This is a genomic window from Marinospirillum alkaliphilum DSM 21637, from assembly GCF_900119735.1.
Classification (GTDB): domain Bacteria; phylum Pseudomonadota; class Gammaproteobacteria; order Pseudomonadales; family Halomonadaceae; genus Marinospirillum; species Marinospirillum alkaliphilum.
This window is the reverse complement of record NZ_FPJW01000002.1, coordinates 33,767-48,804: the sequence shown is the minus strand read 5'-3', so window position 1 is coordinate 48,804 and position 15,038 is coordinate 33,767. Positions and strand designations below refer to the sequence as shown.

22 protein-coding genes are annotated in these 15,038 nt (G+C 55.2%); 10 read left to right on the top strand and 12 right to left on the bottom strand.

The annotated features are described in order from the left end of the window. Positions 1 to 68 precede the first annotated feature (68 nt). The gene (gene flgC / locus BT114_RS03455) at positions 69 to 542 is read right to left on the bottom strand and encodes a flagellar basal body rod protein FlgC (protein ID WP_072324954.1); all 474 of its coding nucleotides are present in this window, start codon (positions 540 to 542) and stop codon (positions 69 to 71) included. An 11-nt stretch (positions 543 to 553) separates the two neighbouring features. Further along, the gene (gene flgB / locus BT114_RS03450) at positions 554 to 955 is read right to left on the bottom strand and encodes a flagellar basal body rod protein FlgB (protein ID WP_072324953.1); all 402 of its coding nucleotides are present in this window, start codon (positions 953 to 955) and stop codon (positions 554 to 556) included. Between the two features lie 222 nt (positions 956 to 1,177). Here flgB and BT114_RS03445 point away from each other — a divergent pair, with 222 nt between their 5' ends. The 5 genes from BT114_RS03445 to BT114_RS03425 are packed head-to-tail and all read left to right on the top strand — an operon-like array spanning position 1,178 to position 3,901. After that, positions 1,178 to 1,921, top strand: a complete 744-nt coding sequence (locus BT114_RS03445) for a DUF1538 domain-containing protein (protein WP_072324952.1) — start codon at positions 1,178 to 1,180, stop codon at positions 1,919 to 1,921. An 11-nt stretch (positions 1,922 to 1,932) separates the two neighbouring features. Further along, positions 1,933 to 2,724 (top strand): DUF1538 domain-containing protein, encoded by a 792-nt coding sequence (locus tag BT114_RS03440; RefSeq protein ID WP_072324951.1) that lies wholly within the window; start codon positions 1,933 to 1,935, stop codon positions 2,722 to 2,724. A gap of 26 nt (positions 2,725 to 2,750) precedes the next feature. Further along, the gene (locus BT114_RS03435) at positions 2,751 to 3,101 is read left to right on the top strand and encodes a P-II family nitrogen regulator (RefSeq protein ID WP_072324950.1); all 351 of its coding nucleotides are present in this window, start codon (positions 2,751 to 2,753) and stop codon (positions 3,099 to 3,101) included. A 12-nt stretch (positions 3,102 to 3,113) separates the two neighbouring features. Further along, complete coding sequence (locus tag BT114_RS03430) at positions 3,114 to 3,518, top strand: CBS domain-containing protein (protein WP_072324949.1); 405 nt, start codon at positions 3,114 to 3,116, stop codon at positions 3,516 to 3,518. Positions 3,519 to 3,535: 17 nt separating this feature from the next. Further along, positions 3,536 to 3,901, top strand: a complete 366-nt coding sequence (locus BT114_RS03425; protein ID WP_084661863.1) for a YqcC family protein — start codon at positions 3,536 to 3,538, stop codon at positions 3,899 to 3,901. Here BT114_RS03425 and BT114_RS03420 read toward each other — a convergent pair. Together BT114_RS03420 and bamE are read right to left on the bottom strand one after the other, a co-directional pair. After that, the gene (locus BT114_RS03420; protein WP_072324948.1) at positions 3,898 to 4,161 is read right to left on the bottom strand and encodes a DUF1653 domain-containing protein; all 264 of its coding nucleotides are present in this window, start codon (positions 4,159 to 4,161) and stop codon (positions 3,898 to 3,900) included. The genes BT114_RS03425 and BT114_RS03420 overlap by 4 nt on opposite strands. A 3-nt stretch (positions 4,162 to 4,164) precedes the next feature. Further along, positions 4,165 to 4,509, bottom strand: coding sequence for an outer membrane protein assembly factor BamE domain-containing protein (bamE, locus tag BT114_RS03415; RefSeq protein WP_072324947.1), 345 nt, complete (start codon positions 4,507 to 4,509; stop codon positions 4,165 to 4,167). Positions 4,510 to 4,646: 137 nt separating this feature from the next. Here bamE and BT114_RS15300 point away from each other — a divergent pair, with 137 nt between their 5' ends. Genes BT114_RS15300 through BT114_RS03395 form a run of 4 tightly spaced genes read left to right on the top strand, consistent with a single transcriptional unit; the run spans position 4,647 to position 7,272 of the window. Continuing rightward, complete coding sequence (locus BT114_RS15300; protein ID WP_072324946.1) at positions 4,647 to 6,152, top strand: DUF1538 domain-containing protein; 1,506 nt, start codon at positions 4,647 to 4,649, stop codon at positions 6,150 to 6,152. Further along, a complete protein-coding gene (locus tag BT114_RS03405) occupies positions 6,149 to 6,499 on the top strand; it encodes a transcriptional regulator (protein WP_072324945.1) in 351 nt (116 codons plus the stop codon). Before BT114_RS15300 ends, BT114_RS03405 begins: the two co-directional genes overlap by 4 nt. Before the next feature lie 15 nt (positions 6,500 to 6,514). Then, a complete protein-coding gene (locus BT114_RS03400) occupies positions 6,515 to 6,901 on the top strand; it encodes a CBS domain-containing protein (protein ID WP_072324944.1) in 387 nt (128 codons plus the stop codon). Positions 6,902 to 6,918: 17 nt separating this feature from the next. Continuing rightward, the gene (locus tag BT114_RS03395) at positions 6,919 to 7,272 is read left to right on the top strand and encodes a P-II family nitrogen regulator (RefSeq protein WP_072324943.1); all 354 of its coding nucleotides are present in this window, start codon (positions 6,919 to 6,921) and stop codon (positions 7,270 to 7,272) included. Between the two features lie 16 nt (positions 7,273 to 7,288). Here BT114_RS03395 and BT114_RS03390 read toward each other — a convergent pair whose 3' ends face one another. Together BT114_RS03390 and BT114_RS03385 are read right to left on the bottom strand one after the other, a co-directional pair. Further along, the gene (locus BT114_RS03390; protein ID WP_072324942.1) at positions 7,289 to 8,146 is read right to left on the bottom strand and encodes a universal stress protein; all 858 of its coding nucleotides are present in this window, start codon (positions 8,144 to 8,146) and stop codon (positions 7,289 to 7,291) included. Positions 8,147 to 8,167: 21 nt separating this feature from the next. Beyond that, on the bottom strand, positions 8,168 to 9,655 hold the full coding sequence (locus tag BT114_RS03385; RefSeq protein ID WP_072324941.1) for a SulP family inorganic anion transporter: 1,488 nt from the start codon (positions 9,653 to 9,655) through the stop codon (positions 8,168 to 8,170). Here BT114_RS03385 and BT114_RS14860 point away from each other — a divergent pair. Beyond that, the gene (locus tag BT114_RS14860) at positions 9,635 to 9,913 is read left to right on the top strand and encodes a hypothetical protein (RefSeq protein ID WP_143142754.1); all 279 of its coding nucleotides are present in this window, start codon (positions 9,635 to 9,637) and stop codon (positions 9,911 to 9,913) included. The two genes, BT114_RS03385 and BT114_RS14860, sit on opposite strands and share 21 nt — an antisense overlap. Before the next feature lie 158 nt (positions 9,914 to 10,071). Here BT114_RS14860 and BT114_RS03380 read toward each other — a convergent pair whose 3' ends face one another. Genes BT114_RS03380 through BT114_RS03355 form a run of 6 tightly spaced genes read right to left on the bottom strand, consistent with a single transcriptional unit; the run spans position 10,072 to position 14,996 of the window. Beyond that, a complete protein-coding gene (locus BT114_RS03380; RefSeq protein WP_072324940.1) occupies positions 10,072 to 11,295 on the bottom strand; it encodes a tetratricopeptide repeat protein in 1,224 nt (407 codons plus the stop codon). Beyond that, complete coding sequence (locus tag BT114_RS03375) at positions 11,292 to 11,933, bottom strand: TonB family protein (RefSeq protein ID WP_143142753.1); 642 nt, start codon at positions 11,931 to 11,933, stop codon at positions 11,292 to 11,294. Before BT114_RS03375 ends, BT114_RS03380 begins: the two co-directional genes overlap by 4 nt. A gap of 11 nt (positions 11,934 to 11,944) precedes the next feature. Further along, a complete protein-coding gene (locus BT114_RS03370; RefSeq protein WP_072324938.1) occupies positions 11,945 to 12,349 on the bottom strand; it encodes an ExbD/TolR family protein in 405 nt (134 codons plus the stop codon). Positions 12,350 to 12,367: 18 nt separating this feature from the next. Next, positions 12,368 to 12,814 (bottom strand): MotA/TolQ/ExbB proton channel family protein, encoded by a 447-nt coding sequence (locus tag BT114_RS03365; RefSeq protein ID WP_072324937.1) that lies wholly within the window; start codon positions 12,812 to 12,814, stop codon positions 12,368 to 12,370. After that, positions 12,814 to 14,205, bottom strand: a complete 1,392-nt coding sequence (locus BT114_RS03360) for a MotA/TolQ/ExbB proton channel family protein (RefSeq protein ID WP_072324936.1) — start codon at positions 14,203 to 14,205, stop codon at positions 12,814 to 12,816. Before BT114_RS03360 ends, BT114_RS03365 begins: the two co-directional genes overlap by 1 nt. Then, positions 14,202 to 14,996, bottom strand: coding sequence for a DUF3450 domain-containing protein (locus BT114_RS03355; protein WP_177247038.1), 795 nt, complete (start codon positions 14,994 to 14,996; stop codon positions 14,202 to 14,204). The genes BT114_RS03360 and BT114_RS03355 overlap by 4 nt, the downstream gene beginning before the upstream one ends. Positions 14,997 to 15,038 lie beyond the last annotated feature (42 nt).

The window sequence follows — 15,038 nt, the reverse complement described above, 5'->3', positions numbered from 1 at the left end:
TGCTCTCGCATCTGCATTGCCGCTTGCGGCATCAGAGCGGCAAAACCTTGCCGCCCTCAATCAATTCCTCAGGCACCCTGACCCAGGGTCAGCACCCGCTGCATCATCTGTTTAGTGGTATTCATCACTTCCACATTGGTCTGGAAGGAACGTGAAGCCGCCAGCATATCGGTCATTTCTTCCACCACATTCACGTTGGGGTAGAACACATAACCTTCTTCATTGGCCATCGGGTGGTTCGGTTCATAACGCATCTGCAGCTCCTGATTGCTTTCCACAATACCCAGCACCTGCACACCCTCACCGGCCACGTCGCGCGGATTAAAGCTGGTTACCGGATTCTGGAAACCATGCGAATCAGTGATGCCCTGCTTGTAACGCTCCAGCATCGGTGCAAACACCGGCTTGCGAGCGCGGTAGGTTTCCTCGATAGAGGAGCTGACACTCTGGGCGTTGGCCAGGTTGGACGCCGTGGTATTCAGGCGTACACTCTGGGCATTCATGCCGGTTCCGGCGATGTCAAAAATCTTGTTGAGTGACATGCTTCAGCTCCTTAACCTTGCTCTTTCATGGCCTTGACCAGACCGGTGAAGCGACTGTTCAAAAAGGTAAAACTGCTCTGGAAATCCATGGCGTTTTTGGCAAACTCAGCCTGCTCGATATTGGTTTCAACAGTGTTGCCATCAATGGCCGGCTGGTGCGGAATACGAAACTTCAGTGAAGAATCCATCACCACACCTTCGGCAGGAATATGCCGCTGACTGGTCCGGCTCAACTCCATGCGCTGGCGATTTTCATACTCACCCTGCAGGATGCCCTTAAAATCCAGATCACGCGCCTTGAAGCCGGGCGTGTCACTGTTGGCCAGGTTATTGGCCAGAATCTCGGAGCGCTTGCTGCGCACATTCAGCGCATCAGGATGGATTCCCAGAGCATTCTTGAAGTTGATGGACATAGCGACCTCCAGACGTTTTGCCAATATGCATACAAGATTGATGCCACAATAAAAATAACGATTTAATTCAATTGACTACAATCAATCCTCGCTCGCCAGCCAGCAACATAAAGCCTGCATTCAAACCCGGGCGGCAAGACTCTGCCGCTCAATTCTGGCAATGACTCATGTTTTGTTGCATCATTCATACCCAATAAGAAATCAACAAGGAAATCAGGGTTAATGGAATTTGCACTGACACTGCTGCGACAAGCGCGTGACAGCCTCAGGGATCTGGCCCCGGTTGTGCTGGTGATTGGCTTTTTCCAATTGGTGGTGATTCGCCAGCCACTGCCAGATAGCGTGCAGCTTTTTGATCTGGTCAGCGGCCTGATATTTGTGGTTATCGGCCTGACTCTATTCATTAAAGGCCTGCAACTGGGCCTGTTCCCGATTGGTGAAAGCCTCGCTCAGGCCTTTGCCCGCAAGGGCTCTGTTTTCTGGTTGCTACTCTTCTCTTTTGCACTGGGTTTTGGTTCAACCGTAGCCGAACCGGCACTGATTGCTGTGGCCGCCAAGGCCGCCGAAGTGGTCGCCGAAGGTGGCCTGATCCTCAACACACCTGAAGCCCAATCAGCCTTTGCTTTTAATCTGCGCATGGTGGTGGCCGCATCGGTCGGCACTGCCGTTGTTGTGGGTGTATTGCGCATTCTCAAAGGCTGGCCACTGCACCTGATGATCATTGGTGGTTATGTACTGGTGCTGCTGCTGACACTGGTTGCACCCGATGCCATGATCGGTATTGCCTACGACTCCGGCGGGGTCACCACCTCCACCATCACCGTGCCACTGGTCACGGCGCTGGGCGTTGGTCTGGCCACCGCCATCAAAGGCCGTAACCCGATGCTGGATGGTTTTGGACTGATTGCCTTTGCCTCGGTGATGCCCATTATTTTTGTACTCATCTTTGGCCTGCTGGGCGTCTGAAAGGAGCACTCATGAACGATTTCATTCAGATCCTGTTTGACACCCTGCTGGACATTCTGCCCATTGCCGCCATCATTTTTGGCTTCCAGTACCTGGTCATCCGTCGTAAGGTAAAAAACCTACCTGCCGTACTGGCTGGTTTTGTGATGGTGCTGTTTGGCCTGGCTTTTTTTCTGCTGGGCTTGGAAAAAGCCCTGTTCCCGATGGGCACCCTGATGGCCGAACAGCTGTCTTCCCATGACTTTTTGCCCGCCCTCGCAGATGGCATCCAGCGCCATTGGACAGACTACTACTGGGTCTACATTTTTGCCTTCACCATTGGCGCCAGTACCACCATTGCTGAGCCCTCCCTGATTGCTGTATCCATCAAGGCCGGTGAAATTTCCGGCGGCACCATCAACCCGATGATGTTACGCATTGCCGTGGCACTGGGCATGGCTTTTGGCATCACTCTGGGCACGTGGCGCATTGTGATGGGTTATCCGTTGCAATGGTTTGTACTGGGCGCCTATATTCTGGTGATCATTCAGACCCTACGCTCACCCAAGAGCATCATCCCGCTGGCTTTTGACTCTGGCGGTGTCACCACCTCAACCATTACCGTACCCATTATTGCTGCACTGGGATTAGGATTGGCCAGCTCCATCCCTGGGCGCAGCCCGATCATGGACGGCTTTGGCATGATTGCGCTGGCCTGCCTGTTCCCGATCATCACGGTCATGGGTTACGCCCAGATAGCTGAATGGCTGGAAAAACGCAAACAGCCATCAACAACCTCCGTAGAACACCAACATAACGGCTGAACCTGGTTTTAAAGAGGGAACCACTCATGCGATTCAAACTGATCCTGGCTTTTGTGGATGACGACAAAACCGACGCCCTGCTGGATGCAGCCCGTTCAGCTGGAGCCACGGGCGCCACCATCATCAACAATGCGCGTGGTGAAGGACTAAAAAAAACCCGTGGTATCTTCGGCCTGGAGATCACCTCACAACGGGACGTGCTGCTGTTCTTGGTGGAAGAGCATCGCAGCCGTCACATTCTCGAAACCATTGCAGAAATTGGTGAATTTGATGATTCACCCGGCACCGGTATTGCCTTTCAACTGGATGTGGAAGATGCCCTGGGCGTTAAACACCAGATCAAGACCCTGAGCGACCACTTGCAGGATGAACTCTAAAGGAGCAAAACGATGAGTGATAAAAAAATGATCCGTGTACGGGATGTCATGCACAGTGCTCACCTGGAAGTGGATGGTTTGACCACCGTTGCGGATGCATTAAAGCTGATGCGCCAGGAGAGTGCCCATGCACTGATCATCAAAAAACGTGATGACAATGATGAATATGGCCTGGTGCTGGTTTCTGATATTGCCAAGAAGGTACTGGCGGTTAACAAGGCTCCCGAGCGCGTGAATGTTTATGAAATCATGTCCAAACCGGTACTGAGTGTGCGCCCGGATATGCAGGTGCGTTACTGCGCACGCATGTTCAACCAGTTTGGCCTGACGCTGGCCCCGGTGATTGATTCTGCGGGTGAAATCCTTGGGCTGGTCAATTATGATGACCTGGTATTAAGAGGGCTGGCCCTCGAATAAACACCCCCGGAGTGAGTGTGACAGCAGCACCCCAAGCGCAGGCTCGCATCCTGCAACGTCTTTTAGCACTGCTGGAAATGCGCCTGCAGCAGGTTGACGAATGGCAGGTGCCTCTACCCGAGGCCACCGCCTTTGAAAGCATCGAGCCCTTTTGTGTGGATCGCATGAGCCTACAGCAGTGGCTGCGTTATCTGTTTATTCCCCGTTTGCGGGCCATGCTGGACGCCAACGCGCCTCTACCTGGCAGCTGCGCCATCACTCCCCAGGTGGAAATGGTGTTACACAACAATAAAAAAGCCAGGATCACCGAAGTGACCCTGGCCATTGACCTGCTGCTGACAGAAAATCGCATGCCACCTGCAAAACTACTGAAACAGGCTTAATCCACGCCCCGCTCGGGCTTGGCACCCATATATTCAAAACGCGCCACTGGCTCACCCTCCACCAGCACCTGCTCGGTGAACATCAGCAAGGGGCGCACCCACCAACTACCATCCCCGTAACACTGGCGATAAACCACCAGCCATTCTTCGGTTTCACTATGCCGGGCCAGGCGCAGCACTTCATACTCAGCCCCTTTGTAATGGCGATAAACCCCCAGAGGCAAATCAACCGGCGGGGTGAGTTTCAGATCAGCAATCATTGATCAGGGTCCTGAAGTGCCACGTTTACTCCGATCCGGATCAGCGACAGTACGATTAAAGGTATAAGAGGCAACCCGCCCACGCTCATCATAACGCACCACTAAATCACTGGTCTGGGCATCAGCGAACAGGCTGTAGCGGTAGTGACCGTAGGTCCAGGTTTCCTGACCACTTTCCGACCCGGTCCGCCAGGGATTACCAAACATCCGCTGAATCTCGGCCTTGGTGGTCACACCCACCTTAATATCACTGACCTTGTGTTCAGCATAAGGCTGACCCACTGTGGCACAAGCCGTCAGCAATGAAAGCAACAAACCGGCAGTCAGCAGGTATAGTGTCCTTTTCATAAGCACCTCTCTGATTTTTACGGAAAACCCTATCAGCTTAAACCCTCACCGTCAGGCTGCAAGTGTTTCTTGTCGCTGTCATCCGCAGTCGGTAGAATCCCCGACCAAAGACAGGACTTTCAGGGATACAGGACGCGGTGCACTACCTCAAAGACTTTTACCATGCCTTTCTTCACGCGCTGAAGAACCTGCTACCCATCGTGGTGGTTGTGGTGTTTTTTCAACTGCTGATCCTGCGCCAGATTCCTGACGACACCCTCAGCATGGCCATTGGCTTATTGATTGTTGCCTTGGGTGTTGCGCTGTTTCTGCAAGGTCTGGAACTGAGTATTTTTCCGGTTGGCAAAAGCCTGTCCAACCAGTTTGCCAGGCGTGGCTCCATTCCCATTCTGCTTTCATTTGGTTTTGCCATTGGCTTTTCAGCCGTGGTGGCTGAACCGGCACTCATTGCTGTTGCCCAGCAGGCCCAGGACATCAGTGAGGGACGCATTGATGCTCTCACCCTGCGCCTGCTGGTGGCCTTTTCTGTTGGCCTGGTGATTGCTCTGGGCGTATTCCGTACCATTCTGGGTTGGCCGCTGCACTGGTTCATGATCTGTGGTTACATCCTGGTAGTCATTGTTACCTGGTTTGCGCCAGAAGAAATTGTTGGCCTGGCTTATGACTCCGGTGGTGTCACCACCAACATCGTTACGGTGCCTTTGATTGCAGCCCTGGGTATCGGCCTGGCTGCCTCCATTCGTGGCCGCAACCCACTGACCGACGGTTTTGGCCTGGTGGCTCTGGCGGTCATGGTGCCGATGATCAGTGTACAGCTGTACGGCATTTTGGTTTATTCCAGCGAGTCACCGGCTCCGGAACAGCTGCTGGATGCCGCGGCGATGGCAACCGGGCCCACCGGCGCATTAAAAATGCTGCTGGAACTGGCCACCATGATCCGGGATGTATTACCCATCATCCTGACCATTCTGTTTTTCCAGTACATCATCATGCGCCGCCCGCTCAGCAACCCACCCAAGATCCTGTTCGGCTTTGCCCTGGTGATTTTTGGCCTTTATGCCTTTGTGGTTGGCTTGAAAATGGGGCTGTTCCCGATTGGCAGCAGCATGGCTGAACAGCTGATTGGTCTGAACCAGTACGGCTTCATTTACCTGTTTGCCTTCATGATCGGTTTTGCCACCACCATGGCGGAACCCGCGTTGATTGCGGTTGGCAAACAAGCCGAGGAAGCAGCATCCGGCAAACTGAACGGTAATGTCATTCGCATTCTGGTGGCCATAGGTGTTGCAGCCGGCATCACCATTGGCGTGCATCGCATCATTGTCGGTGGCTCCATGCACTACTACATCATGGGTGGCTATCTGCTGGTGATCCTGCTGACCTTCCTGGCTCCCCGCTACATCATTGCACTGGCTTATGATCTGGGTGGTGTGACCACTTCAGAAGTGACCGTGCCGCTGGTCACCGCACTGGGCATTGGCCTGGCCACCCACATTGAAGGGCGTAATATACTGATTGACGGTTTTGGGCTGATTGCCTTTGCCTCCATCTTTCCGATCGTCACTGTTATGCTTTACGCCATCTTCATGCACTACACAACACTACTGAGACAATCGACTGCAAACCGGAAGGTGAACCCATGAAGTTCTCTGCACTTGTTGCCATCGTACCGGAAGAGCTGGAACAGCCCTCCATTGACGCCGCTCGAGACCTTGGGGCTGGTGGCATCACCGTATTGCCTGGCCGAGGCATCAGCAACTCCGTCAAGAAATCCTTTTTTGGCTTGAGTTATGATGGCAGCCAGAGCCTGCTGCTGATGGTGCTGGAAAAAAGCCTGTCGTTACAGGTCCTCAAAGCCATCCAGCACCTGGTGATGCCGGATGGCAAGGATTCCCAGGGGCTGGTGTTCACCGTGCCACTGGAGCATCTTGGCGGCATTGATATCAGCCAGTTCCAGAAGTTTGAACAACATCTGAAAGAAAAACTCTGACTTAAAGGTGCCCTTATGCAAGTCAAAGATGTAATGGTCCGGGATGTGGTCACCATCTCTCCTTTTGCCAAGCTGCGTGAAGCCCTCAGCCTGATGAAACGCCACAAGCTGAAATCCCTGGTAGTGGAAAAACAGAGTGACAGTGATGCCTGGGGATTAATCACCTACACCAACATCCTGAAAACAGTCATTGCAGAAGAAGGCGACATCGACCTTCTGAACGTCTACGACGTCTGCATCAAGCCAGCAATGTCAGTGGGTGAAAGCCTGGCAGTTAAACACGTAGCCAGCCTGATGGCTCAGAACCGCATCAAACGTCTGCTGGTACTGCAAGACAATGAGCTGCTGGGTTTTGTGGCCATGGATGACATCATGGAAGCCCTGCTGGCTAAAGTTGAATAACCAAAAAGGAGAGGGTCATGGATTTCAAGCTGATCATGGTGTTTGTGGACGAAGACAAAACCGACAAGGTTCTGGATGCTTCACGCAAGGCGGGCGCAACGGGCGCCACCATCATCACCAATGCCAGAGGCCAGGGTCTGCAGAAAACCCTGGGCATTTTCGGGCTTGAAATCCTCAACCCTCGGGATGTACTGCTGATTCTCACCGAAAAGCGGCGTGCCGATGAAGTCATGGAAGCAGTACTGGCAGCCGGACAACTGGATGAAAGCCTCGGCACCGGCATCGCCATCCAGATTGATGTGGACAAGGCGCTGGGACTGACTGAGCACATTAAAGCTCTGGAAAAGCAGATTCCTCCACAGCAATCCTGAGAAGAAAACACCTGCCTCACTGCCGCATCAGCAGGATCGGTACTTCACTTCTGCGCAGCAGGTTGGTGGTGGTGCTCCCCACCAGGAACTGGCGGATGCGGGAGTGGCCATAAGCACCCATCACGATCAGATCCAGTTGATGTTCGGCCACATGGTTCAGCAGGGTTTGCTCCACCTCACCACTTTTCAACGCCGTTGTGACCCCGGAATGCCCCCTGGCCTCCAGTTCTTCACGCGCCTCTTCCAACAACAACAGGTTCTTGTCACTTCTTTCTCCCACCATCAGCAGGTGAAAGGGCAGACCCTTGCACAAAGGGCTGCTGGCAATCACCTGTAACACCTTCTTGGCCGTAGGGCTGGCATCATAGGCCAGCAGCACTTTTGATGGGGTTTTGAAATCTGGCGGTGTCACCAGAATGCGGCAGCCCAGTGTACGAATCACTGTTTCCAGATTGCTGCCTATTTCCCGCACACCGGCCTGATGATCTTCACCCTGACGACCCATCACCAGAATCCGGGTGTCCTGCTGCAAATCCGCCAGGGTTTCCACAAAATGTCCATGACGCTGCAGGGTTTCCACTTCGCGAACACCTTGCTGTTCAACACGCTTACGGGCTTCTTCCAGCTGCAGACGCCCCTGTTCCAGCGCCAGCTTGCTGCGCTGGGCATCCAGATCGGCCAGCTCTTCCAGCAGGTGCGTCCGCGCCCCCAGACCCAGATTACCGCTCAGGTCCGTTTTGGCGGGGTAAACACTTTTATCCAGCACGTGCAGCAACAGCAGCGGCCGTTCCACTTGCTTGCTGATCCAGGCACTGGCATCACAAACCGCAGCAGCCACATGGGAATTATCAATACATGCAACAATGTTTTTCATGTTTTGCTTTCCTTCTTGTTATCAATGGCCGCCCATCAGCTTTTCCACACCCTTTGGATCATCATGCACCCCAAAACGATCAACAAGGGTGGCACTGGCTTCATTCAAGCCTAGCAGCTCCACTTCCGCCCCTTCGCGGCGCAACTTGATCACTACACGATCCAGCGACTCCACTGCTGTAATGTCCCAGAAGTGAGCTGCCGTTAGATCAATCACCACCTTGTCGACCACTTCCTTGAAGTCAAAGGAAGCCATGAACTTGGTCGATGAAGTGAAAAACACCTGCCCGGTGACGGTGTAAACACGGGTGCCATCATCACGCTGACTCTTTTTCACCGTCATGTAATGGCCCACCTTGTTGGCAAAAAACAGTGAAGCCAGCAACACACCGACAAACACACCGATGGCCAGATTGTGCGTGGCAACCACCACTGCCACCGTGACGACCATCACGATATTGGTGGAAAGCGGGTGTTTTTTCAGGTTCACCACTGAATCCCAACTGAAGGTACCAATCGACACCATGATCATCACCGCCACCAGTGCAGCCATGGGAATCACCGTTAACCAGTCACTGAGGAATACCACCAGAATCAGCAGAAACACCCCGGCAGTCAGGGTGGAAAGGCGCGTGCGACCGCCGGATTTCACGTTGATGATCGACTGACCAATCATGGCGCAACCGGCCATGCCACCAAAAACACCAGACACCATGTTGGCAATACCCTGACCCTTGCACTCGCGATTCTTATCGCTTTTGGTGTCGGTCAGATCATCCACAATGGTGGCCGTCATCATGGATTCCAGCAGACCCACCACCATCAGCATGATGGAATAGGGCAGGATGATCAGCAGGGTTTCCAGATTCAGCGGCACATCCGGCCATAAAAAGACCGGCAGGGTATCTGGTAACTCCCCCATATCCCCTACCGTGCGGATATCAATACCCCAGATCAGCGCAACAGCAGTCAGCGCCACAATGCACACCAGCGGCGAAGGCAGCAGCCTGCCGATCACCGGCACATAGGGGAAGAGGTAAATGATGCCCAGGCCTGCCAGGGTCATGGCATACACATGCCAGGTCACGTTGGTCAGCTCCGGTAATTGCGCCATGAAAATCAGGATCGCCAGCGCGTTCACAAAGCCCGTCACCACCGAACGGGACACAAAGCGCATCAGATCACCCAGTTTCAGGTAACCGGCAATGATCTGTAATACGCCGGTCAATACCGTGGCCGCCAGCAGGTATTCCAGACCATGCTCCCGTACCAGCGTCACCATCAGCAGTGCCATGGCACCGGTGGCGGCGGAAATCATGCCGGGGCGACCACCAGTGAAGGCAATCACCACGGCAATACAGAAGGAAGCATACAAACCGACTTTGGGATCAACACCGGCAATGATGGAAAAGGCAATGGCTTCCGGCACCAACGCCAGCGCCACCACAATACCGGCGAGCAGGTCACCGCGCACATTGGCAAACCAGTTTTGCTTGATCGACTGGATCATGTTTCTCGTTTCACTTTGTCAGGTATAAAACACATCCTGCCCGCCGCACGAAAGCAAACGGTCATTTTTATTGTTTTACAGCAGGCTCGAAGAACGGCAGCACCTTCTTCAAGGGCTGCAGCAAAAATCACACCGACTGACATCGGCCAGTCTGAACTGGAAATCGGCAAGGTTGCCGAACTTCAAAAAAGGCAGGACTTACACTGGAGGATCTTCCCGGATCTGAAACAATGGGCCAATGAAAGCGGTGCATGCTAACAGAAAGCCCCCTGAGGGTACAGAAAGCCGCCAGCCACTTTATGGGGTAAAATGGGCGCTCGCTCCAGACCCGACAAAGCCGTGGAACCAGTCCTGCTGGCGCTCGCCGCACTGGGACAGGCAAAACAGCAAGAGGGTTATGGATGTTGAACCTGGGATCAGTCAGCTGGCAAGGCATTCAGGTAGTTTAGCCACTGCCTTGCTGCTGCGGCTTCCGAACTGGCCAGCAGATTTTCCAGCAGCTTGCGCGCCTGAGCGTACTCTTGCAGTTCAATCCAGGCATTGGCCATCAATAACTCCAGGCGTGCCTTGTCACGAGCCTCCAACCGCTCCTCCTGCGTTACCAGCTGCCAGGCATCAATGGCCGCTTGCCAGTTGCCCTGGCTGAAATGCCAATCTCCCAGGCGACGCCAGTCTCCCACCTTGCCGGTTGCATGGGCCAGTCGCTGTAGCGCCTGAGCAGTTTCCTGCTGTTGTGTGGTTTGCAGCCAGGCCTGAGCGGTCATCTGCAGCAGGCGCTCGGAAGGCTCCTTGTCTGTTTCAAGCAACTGCTCAAAGACCCTTGCTGCCCGCAGCGGTTGTTGAGCCAACAAGAGGCTCCGCCCCAGCTCAAACTGTTCCCTGTCATTCAGGTGACCCCCCCGTTGCGCCAGCTCCAGCGTCACCAACGCCTGCTGCTCTTGCCGGGCCAGTTGCTGCAGCTGCGCCAATTGTCCCCATAAAGGGCTGCGCTCCGGAGTTTGCAATACCCGCTGATGCTGTAGTGCTGCCGCTTCAGGCCATTGTTGCAGCTGTTGATGAATCACCACTGCCAGCGCCAGCCAGGCATCCGGTTGTTGCTGAGACAGTTCCTTGCGCTGCTGTAATGCCTGCATCACCCAGGGTTCAGCCTGTTTCCAGCGCTCCAGTTGTGCCAGTAGTGCCGCACGCAGGTAATGGGCTTCAGCCTCGGGTGTCGCTTCATCCTGCCACCAGCTTTCCAGCACTTGTAATGCTGCAGCGTAATCACCCTGCGCCACCCGCAGTTGCATCAACTGCCAGCGCAGGGACTGAACACTCTGTTGGTCCAGTTGTTGCTGGTCCTGCAGGGCCAGTTCAATCACATCGACAGCCCGATCCAGCTGCTCTTGCTGCTGATGAATCTGCGCCAGCACCCGGGCAGCAAAGGCACGCACAAAGGCACGCTGCTCAGCCGTTCCACCTGGCTGACGAAACAGTTCATCACCCTTTTGCAAGGCAGCCTGCTGATCAGTCACCAGTAACTCACCCAACTGATTCAACTGTTCATATTGACGTGGCGTCAGCGGTACGGCATCAGCCTGAATCTTTCCAACCACCAGCAGTAATACCAGCCCAGAAATCAGCCCAGCTATCACCTTCATCCTTCACCTTCCAGACGAAACTCCAGTCGCTGCTGCAGTCTGCGACTGCCGCCAGCATTCATTTCATGGGCAGCAAAACGCCAGCGGGCCAGAGCACGGCGTGCCGCACGATCAAACACCTGCTCAGGTTCAGCAGCAATCACCTCAATGCTGTCGGGAATCACCTGACCTCGTGCATCCACTTCAAATGACAGCTCCACCCAGCCCTCCAGACGGTGCACCAGTGCCTGGCGTGGGTATTGGGGGTTTTCACGATACACCGGCATTTCAGATTGCCCCATGCCACCCAACCCTTGCAGACTGGGCAAGCCCGGATCGGCCATGCCCATGTCCAGAGCGGGCAGGTTCATGTCCAGTCGTGAAGGAATGGCTGCGCTGGTGGCAGCCGCAGATGATGTAGACGCCATCTCAGGCATCACACTCGGTGCTTCCGGTGGCGGCGGGGGCGGTGGTGGTCGCAGGACCTCCAGATCCGGTTCGGGCGTTAGTTGTACCCAGTTCATGGCAAAACGCTGCGGCGCCTCCGCAGAGCCACCCACAGGTGACTGGATAATCCAGCCCAGCCCAGCAAACAGGCTAATCGATAGTCCAGCAGCCAGAGGCATCAGCATCAGATTTCTGGCACGTTCCAGCATCATGAATGCCTCACTCAAGGTTGTGCCGCCAGGGCAATACGATCCACACCGGCCTGGCGCAATCGGTCCATGACTTCAACCAGTCGACCGGAGCGTGATGCCTTGTCGGCCTGAATCACCACACCCGACTGGGGTTGTGCTGCCTGCAGACGTGCCACCGCCGGACCGAGAGCTGCCAGAGACACTGGCTGTCGATCCACCCAGATATCACCATCCGGCGTGATGGCGATCAGAATGCTGGCCTGCGCCTGCACCTCAGCTGTGGATGCCTGGGGTGCGTCCACTTCGATACCGCTTTCACGCACAAAGCTGGTGGTGACAATAAAAAAGATCAGCAGGATAAATACCACATCCAGCATGGGCGTCAGATTCACCTCAGTATCGTCTTGCTGCTGACTGAGCAAACTGCTTCTACGCACTAGACTGCTCCAATTTTATTAATGGCCCTGCAGGCTCTTGCGTGCCCGGCGCTGCCAGAAACTGAGAAAAAACATACCCAGCAGCAACACTGCCATGCTGGCAAAGGTCGGCAAAATGGCTCGGGCAATACCGGAAGACAAGCGCCGGGGATCAGCAGCGGTGCCCAGACTCAACCCGTCAAACACCAGCATCATGCCAGTAACCGTACCCAGCAAACCCAATAGCGGTGTAATCACTACCAGGGCTTTGAGTAGTGATAAACCCTGCTCCAGCTGATTGCTGGCCTGCAACTGCTCGGCACGGCGCACCAGCGCAGGACGAGTGGTTTCTGATGCCGATCGCCACTCGAATGCCGGCCAACTGAACCAGCGCTGCAGGAAAAGATACACCTGCAGCACGGCCACCAGAAAAATCAGCCACATGATCAGGCCGCCCTGCTGCATCAGTGCCAGAAAACCGCTCATCACCTGGATCCACCCGCTGAGCCTGATGCACCTGCTGCCGTTTTTGACTGACCCAGCAACTCAGCCAGCCAGGCAGAACTTTCGGCTTCCAGTATACGCGCCAGCTGGCGTGAACGACCCTGTAATAACAGGTGTGCCAACAGCAAGGGCACCGCAGTGATCAACCCCAGTACGGTGGTGACCAGAGCCTGGGAAATACCGGCGGCCATCAGCGAAGGATCACCGGTGCCAAACAGGGTAATCGCCTGAAAAGTGGCAATCATGCCGGTCACGGTACCCAACAGCCCCAGCAGCGGTGCCATGGCAGCCAGGAGTTTGACCAGTGACAGCCCGCGCTCCAGTGCTGCTGATTCACGCACCAGCAGCTCATCCAGCCGCGCTTCCAAGGCTTCTGGCGGCAGATCACTGACCGGGGCTGGCTGCATGCCGGACAATACCCGCCCCAGAGCATTATCCGGCTGCAAATCTTTGGTATCACCCAGTTGTTTTCTAACCCGTTTCTGCTCCAGCAGCAGCCGCACCGATTGCACTGCCGCCACCAGCAGACCAGCCAGACCCAACGCCAGGATCAGATAACCAACGGCGCCCCCCTGCCGAACCCTTTCCACCAGCGTCGGCTGGCGGCTGTGCAGCTCCAGGGTCAAGCCGCGTGCAGGATCCAGCACCACTGAACCCTGGCCTGATGCCAGAAAAGCAGCGTTCTGTCGCACCAGACCACTCGGCTGACGTGGCCAGAGTGACGGCAGGGCACCTTCCGGCAAACGCAGCACACCTTCTTTCACCTGCAACTGCAGATCACCCAGTCGCAAAATGGCTTCCTTACGCACCTGTCCGGCACCATCCACCCAGTGCCCCTGATAACGACTGACCTGAGCCGTTGCCAACCAGGACTGCTGCAGGCTTTCCCACAGCTGGTAAAAATCGGCAATTTCTGGCAGGCGTGCAACCTGTTGGTCGGGCCTCAGAAATGCCAGCAATTCCGGATATTGGTGGGTATAACGCGCATCGGACAGCAGACCATAAAGGGTTGATTTTTCATCCCGATAGACCGCAAAAACTTCACCCAGGGCGGCAGAACGTCGCTGCAGTCGTTCTTGCACATCCTGCAGGCTGGTTTCCAGAGTTTCCTGTTCAGTTTCCAGTTGCTGACGCAGTCGCTGTGCCTGACGCAACGCTTCACGTGCTTCCGCCAGAGCTTTTGCCTGCACATCAGCCTCCGTGCGTGACAATTGCAGACGGGCTTCTTCTTGCAGTCGACGCTCAACACTGGCGTCACGGGTTTGTTGCAATAATTGCTGCCAGTAGTCTTCCGGCAGAGCGGTTTCAGCCTGCAAGGAGGCCATCAGTAGCAGTGGCAAACAGACGGCCAGCAGCCAACGCAGCGCCTTCATTCTGCACCTCCATCAACTGCATCACGCACCGGCACTGACAAGGGCAGATTCAAAAACTCTGGTAAACCCCGCTCTTCGGCCAGTGCCAGTCCGCGCAGTACTTCCTGACGCTCACGGCTACCGAGGTTTTGCCAGCGCCCGGCTTCAGCAGACCAGTAGCCCGCCCGACGTTCATCTTCAGACAAGTAATACAGACCAATCCGGCCCACCCGCAGCAGAATCAAGCGTTCAGTTTCTGCTTCCGGGCTCAGGCGAATGAATTCACGGCTGGAAGCCAACATCCGCCCCTGTTCCACTTCACTACGATAGGCATTCAACAGATGGCGGAGTTTTTCCGCATGACTGACATCCACCCGCCCCAGCAGACTTTTCAGCTCTCGTACCCGATGCAGGCGCTGATCCTGCCGGAATGGCAAATCATGTCGAATGAAATCTTCCAGTCGCTGCGCCATGTCCTGCAACAAAGGCTCCAGGGCTTCACGAGTAGTATCCAGACTGTCCAGTTGTTGCTCCAGGCTCTCTATCTGCTCTCTCAGACGCTGATTCCAGGCCTGCTGACGTTCATTGTGAGCATCCAGCAGCAGGGTTTCACGACGCACCTGACGCCACTGCTGAAAGTCGGCCTGGCGACGGGCATCCAATTGTTCCACCTGGCGCTGAATGGTCACCGCCTGCTGTTGGGTGGCTTGCTCCAACTGGCGCGAGCCAGCGTCCTCTGCCGCATGAAGAAAACCGGCCAGAATCAGGGCTGTTGCCACGGATCCTGCGCCGGTCAGGGATTTCGGGTTCATCACTTTATCCATCAGTAACCCGGACCGGTGTTAAGCACCAGG

What these genes read in the sequence shown, in the direction of transcription:
- flgC (WP_072324954.1), bottom strand. Translation starts at nt 542, where the DNA reads ATGTCACTCAACAAGATTTTTGACATCGCCGGAACCGGCATGAATGCC.
- flgB (WP_072324953.1), bottom strand. Translation starts at nt 955, where the DNA reads ATGTCCATCAACTTCAAGAATGCTCTGGGAATCCATCCTGATGCGCTG.
- BT114_RS03445 (WP_072324952.1), top strand. Translation starts at nt 1,178, where the DNA reads ATGGAATTTGCACTGACACTGCTGCGACAAGCGCGTGACAGCCTCAGG.
- BT114_RS03440 (WP_072324951.1), top strand. Translation starts at nt 1,933, where the DNA reads ATGAACGATTTCATTCAGATCCTGTTTGACACCCTGCTGGACATTCTG.
- BT114_RS03435 (WP_072324950.1), top strand. Translation starts at nt 2,751, where the DNA reads ATGCGATTCAAACTGATCCTGGCTTTTGTGGATGACGACAAAACCGAC.
- BT114_RS03430 (WP_072324949.1), top strand. Translation starts at nt 3,114, where the DNA reads ATGAGTGATAAAAAAATGATCCGTGTACGGGATGTCATGCACAGTGCT.
- BT114_RS03420 (WP_072324948.1), bottom strand. Translation starts at nt 4,161, where the DNA reads ATGATTGCTGATCTGAAACTCACCCCGCCGGTTGATTTGCCTCTGGGG.
- bamE (WP_072324947.1), bottom strand. Translation starts at nt 4,509, where the DNA reads ATGAAAAGGACACTATACCTGCTGACTGCCGGTTTGTTGCTTTCATTG.
- BT114_RS03405 (WP_072324945.1), top strand. Translation starts at nt 6,149, where the DNA reads ATGAAGTTCTCTGCACTTGTTGCCATCGTACCGGAAGAGCTGGAACAG.
- BT114_RS03400 (WP_072324944.1), top strand. Translation starts at nt 6,515, where the DNA reads ATGCAAGTCAAAGATGTAATGGTCCGGGATGTGGTCACCATCTCTCCT.
- BT114_RS03395 (WP_072324943.1), top strand. Translation starts at nt 6,919, where the DNA reads ATGGATTTCAAGCTGATCATGGTGTTTGTGGACGAAGACAAAACCGAC.
- BT114_RS03390 (WP_072324942.1), bottom strand. Translation starts at nt 8,146, where the DNA reads ATGAAAAACATTGTTGCATGTATTGATAATTCCCATGTGGCTGCTGCG.
- BT114_RS03385 (WP_072324941.1), bottom strand. Translation starts at nt 9,655, where the DNA reads ATGATCCAGTCGATCAAGCAAAACTGGTTTGCCAATGTGCGCGGTGAC.
- BT114_RS03380 (WP_072324940.1), bottom strand. Translation starts at nt 11,295, where the DNA reads ATGAAGGTGATAGCTGGGCTGATTTCTGGGCTGGTATTACTGCTGGTG.
- BT114_RS03375 (WP_143142753.1), bottom strand. Translation starts at nt 11,933, where the DNA reads ATGATGCTGGAACGTGCCAGAAATCTGATGCTGATGCCTCTGGCTGCT.
- BT114_RS03365 (WP_072324937.1), bottom strand. Translation starts at nt 12,814, where the DNA reads ATGAGCGGTTTTCTGGCACTGATGCAGCAGGGCGGCCTGATCATGTGG.
- BT114_RS03360 (WP_072324936.1), bottom strand. Translation starts at nt 14,205, where the DNA reads ATGAAGGCGCTGCGTTGGCTGCTGGCCGTCTGTTTGCCACTGCTACTG.
- BT114_RS03355 (WP_177247038.1), bottom strand. Translation starts at nt 14,996, where the DNA reads ATGAACCCGAAATCCCTGACCGGCGCAGGATCCGTGGCAACAGCCCTG.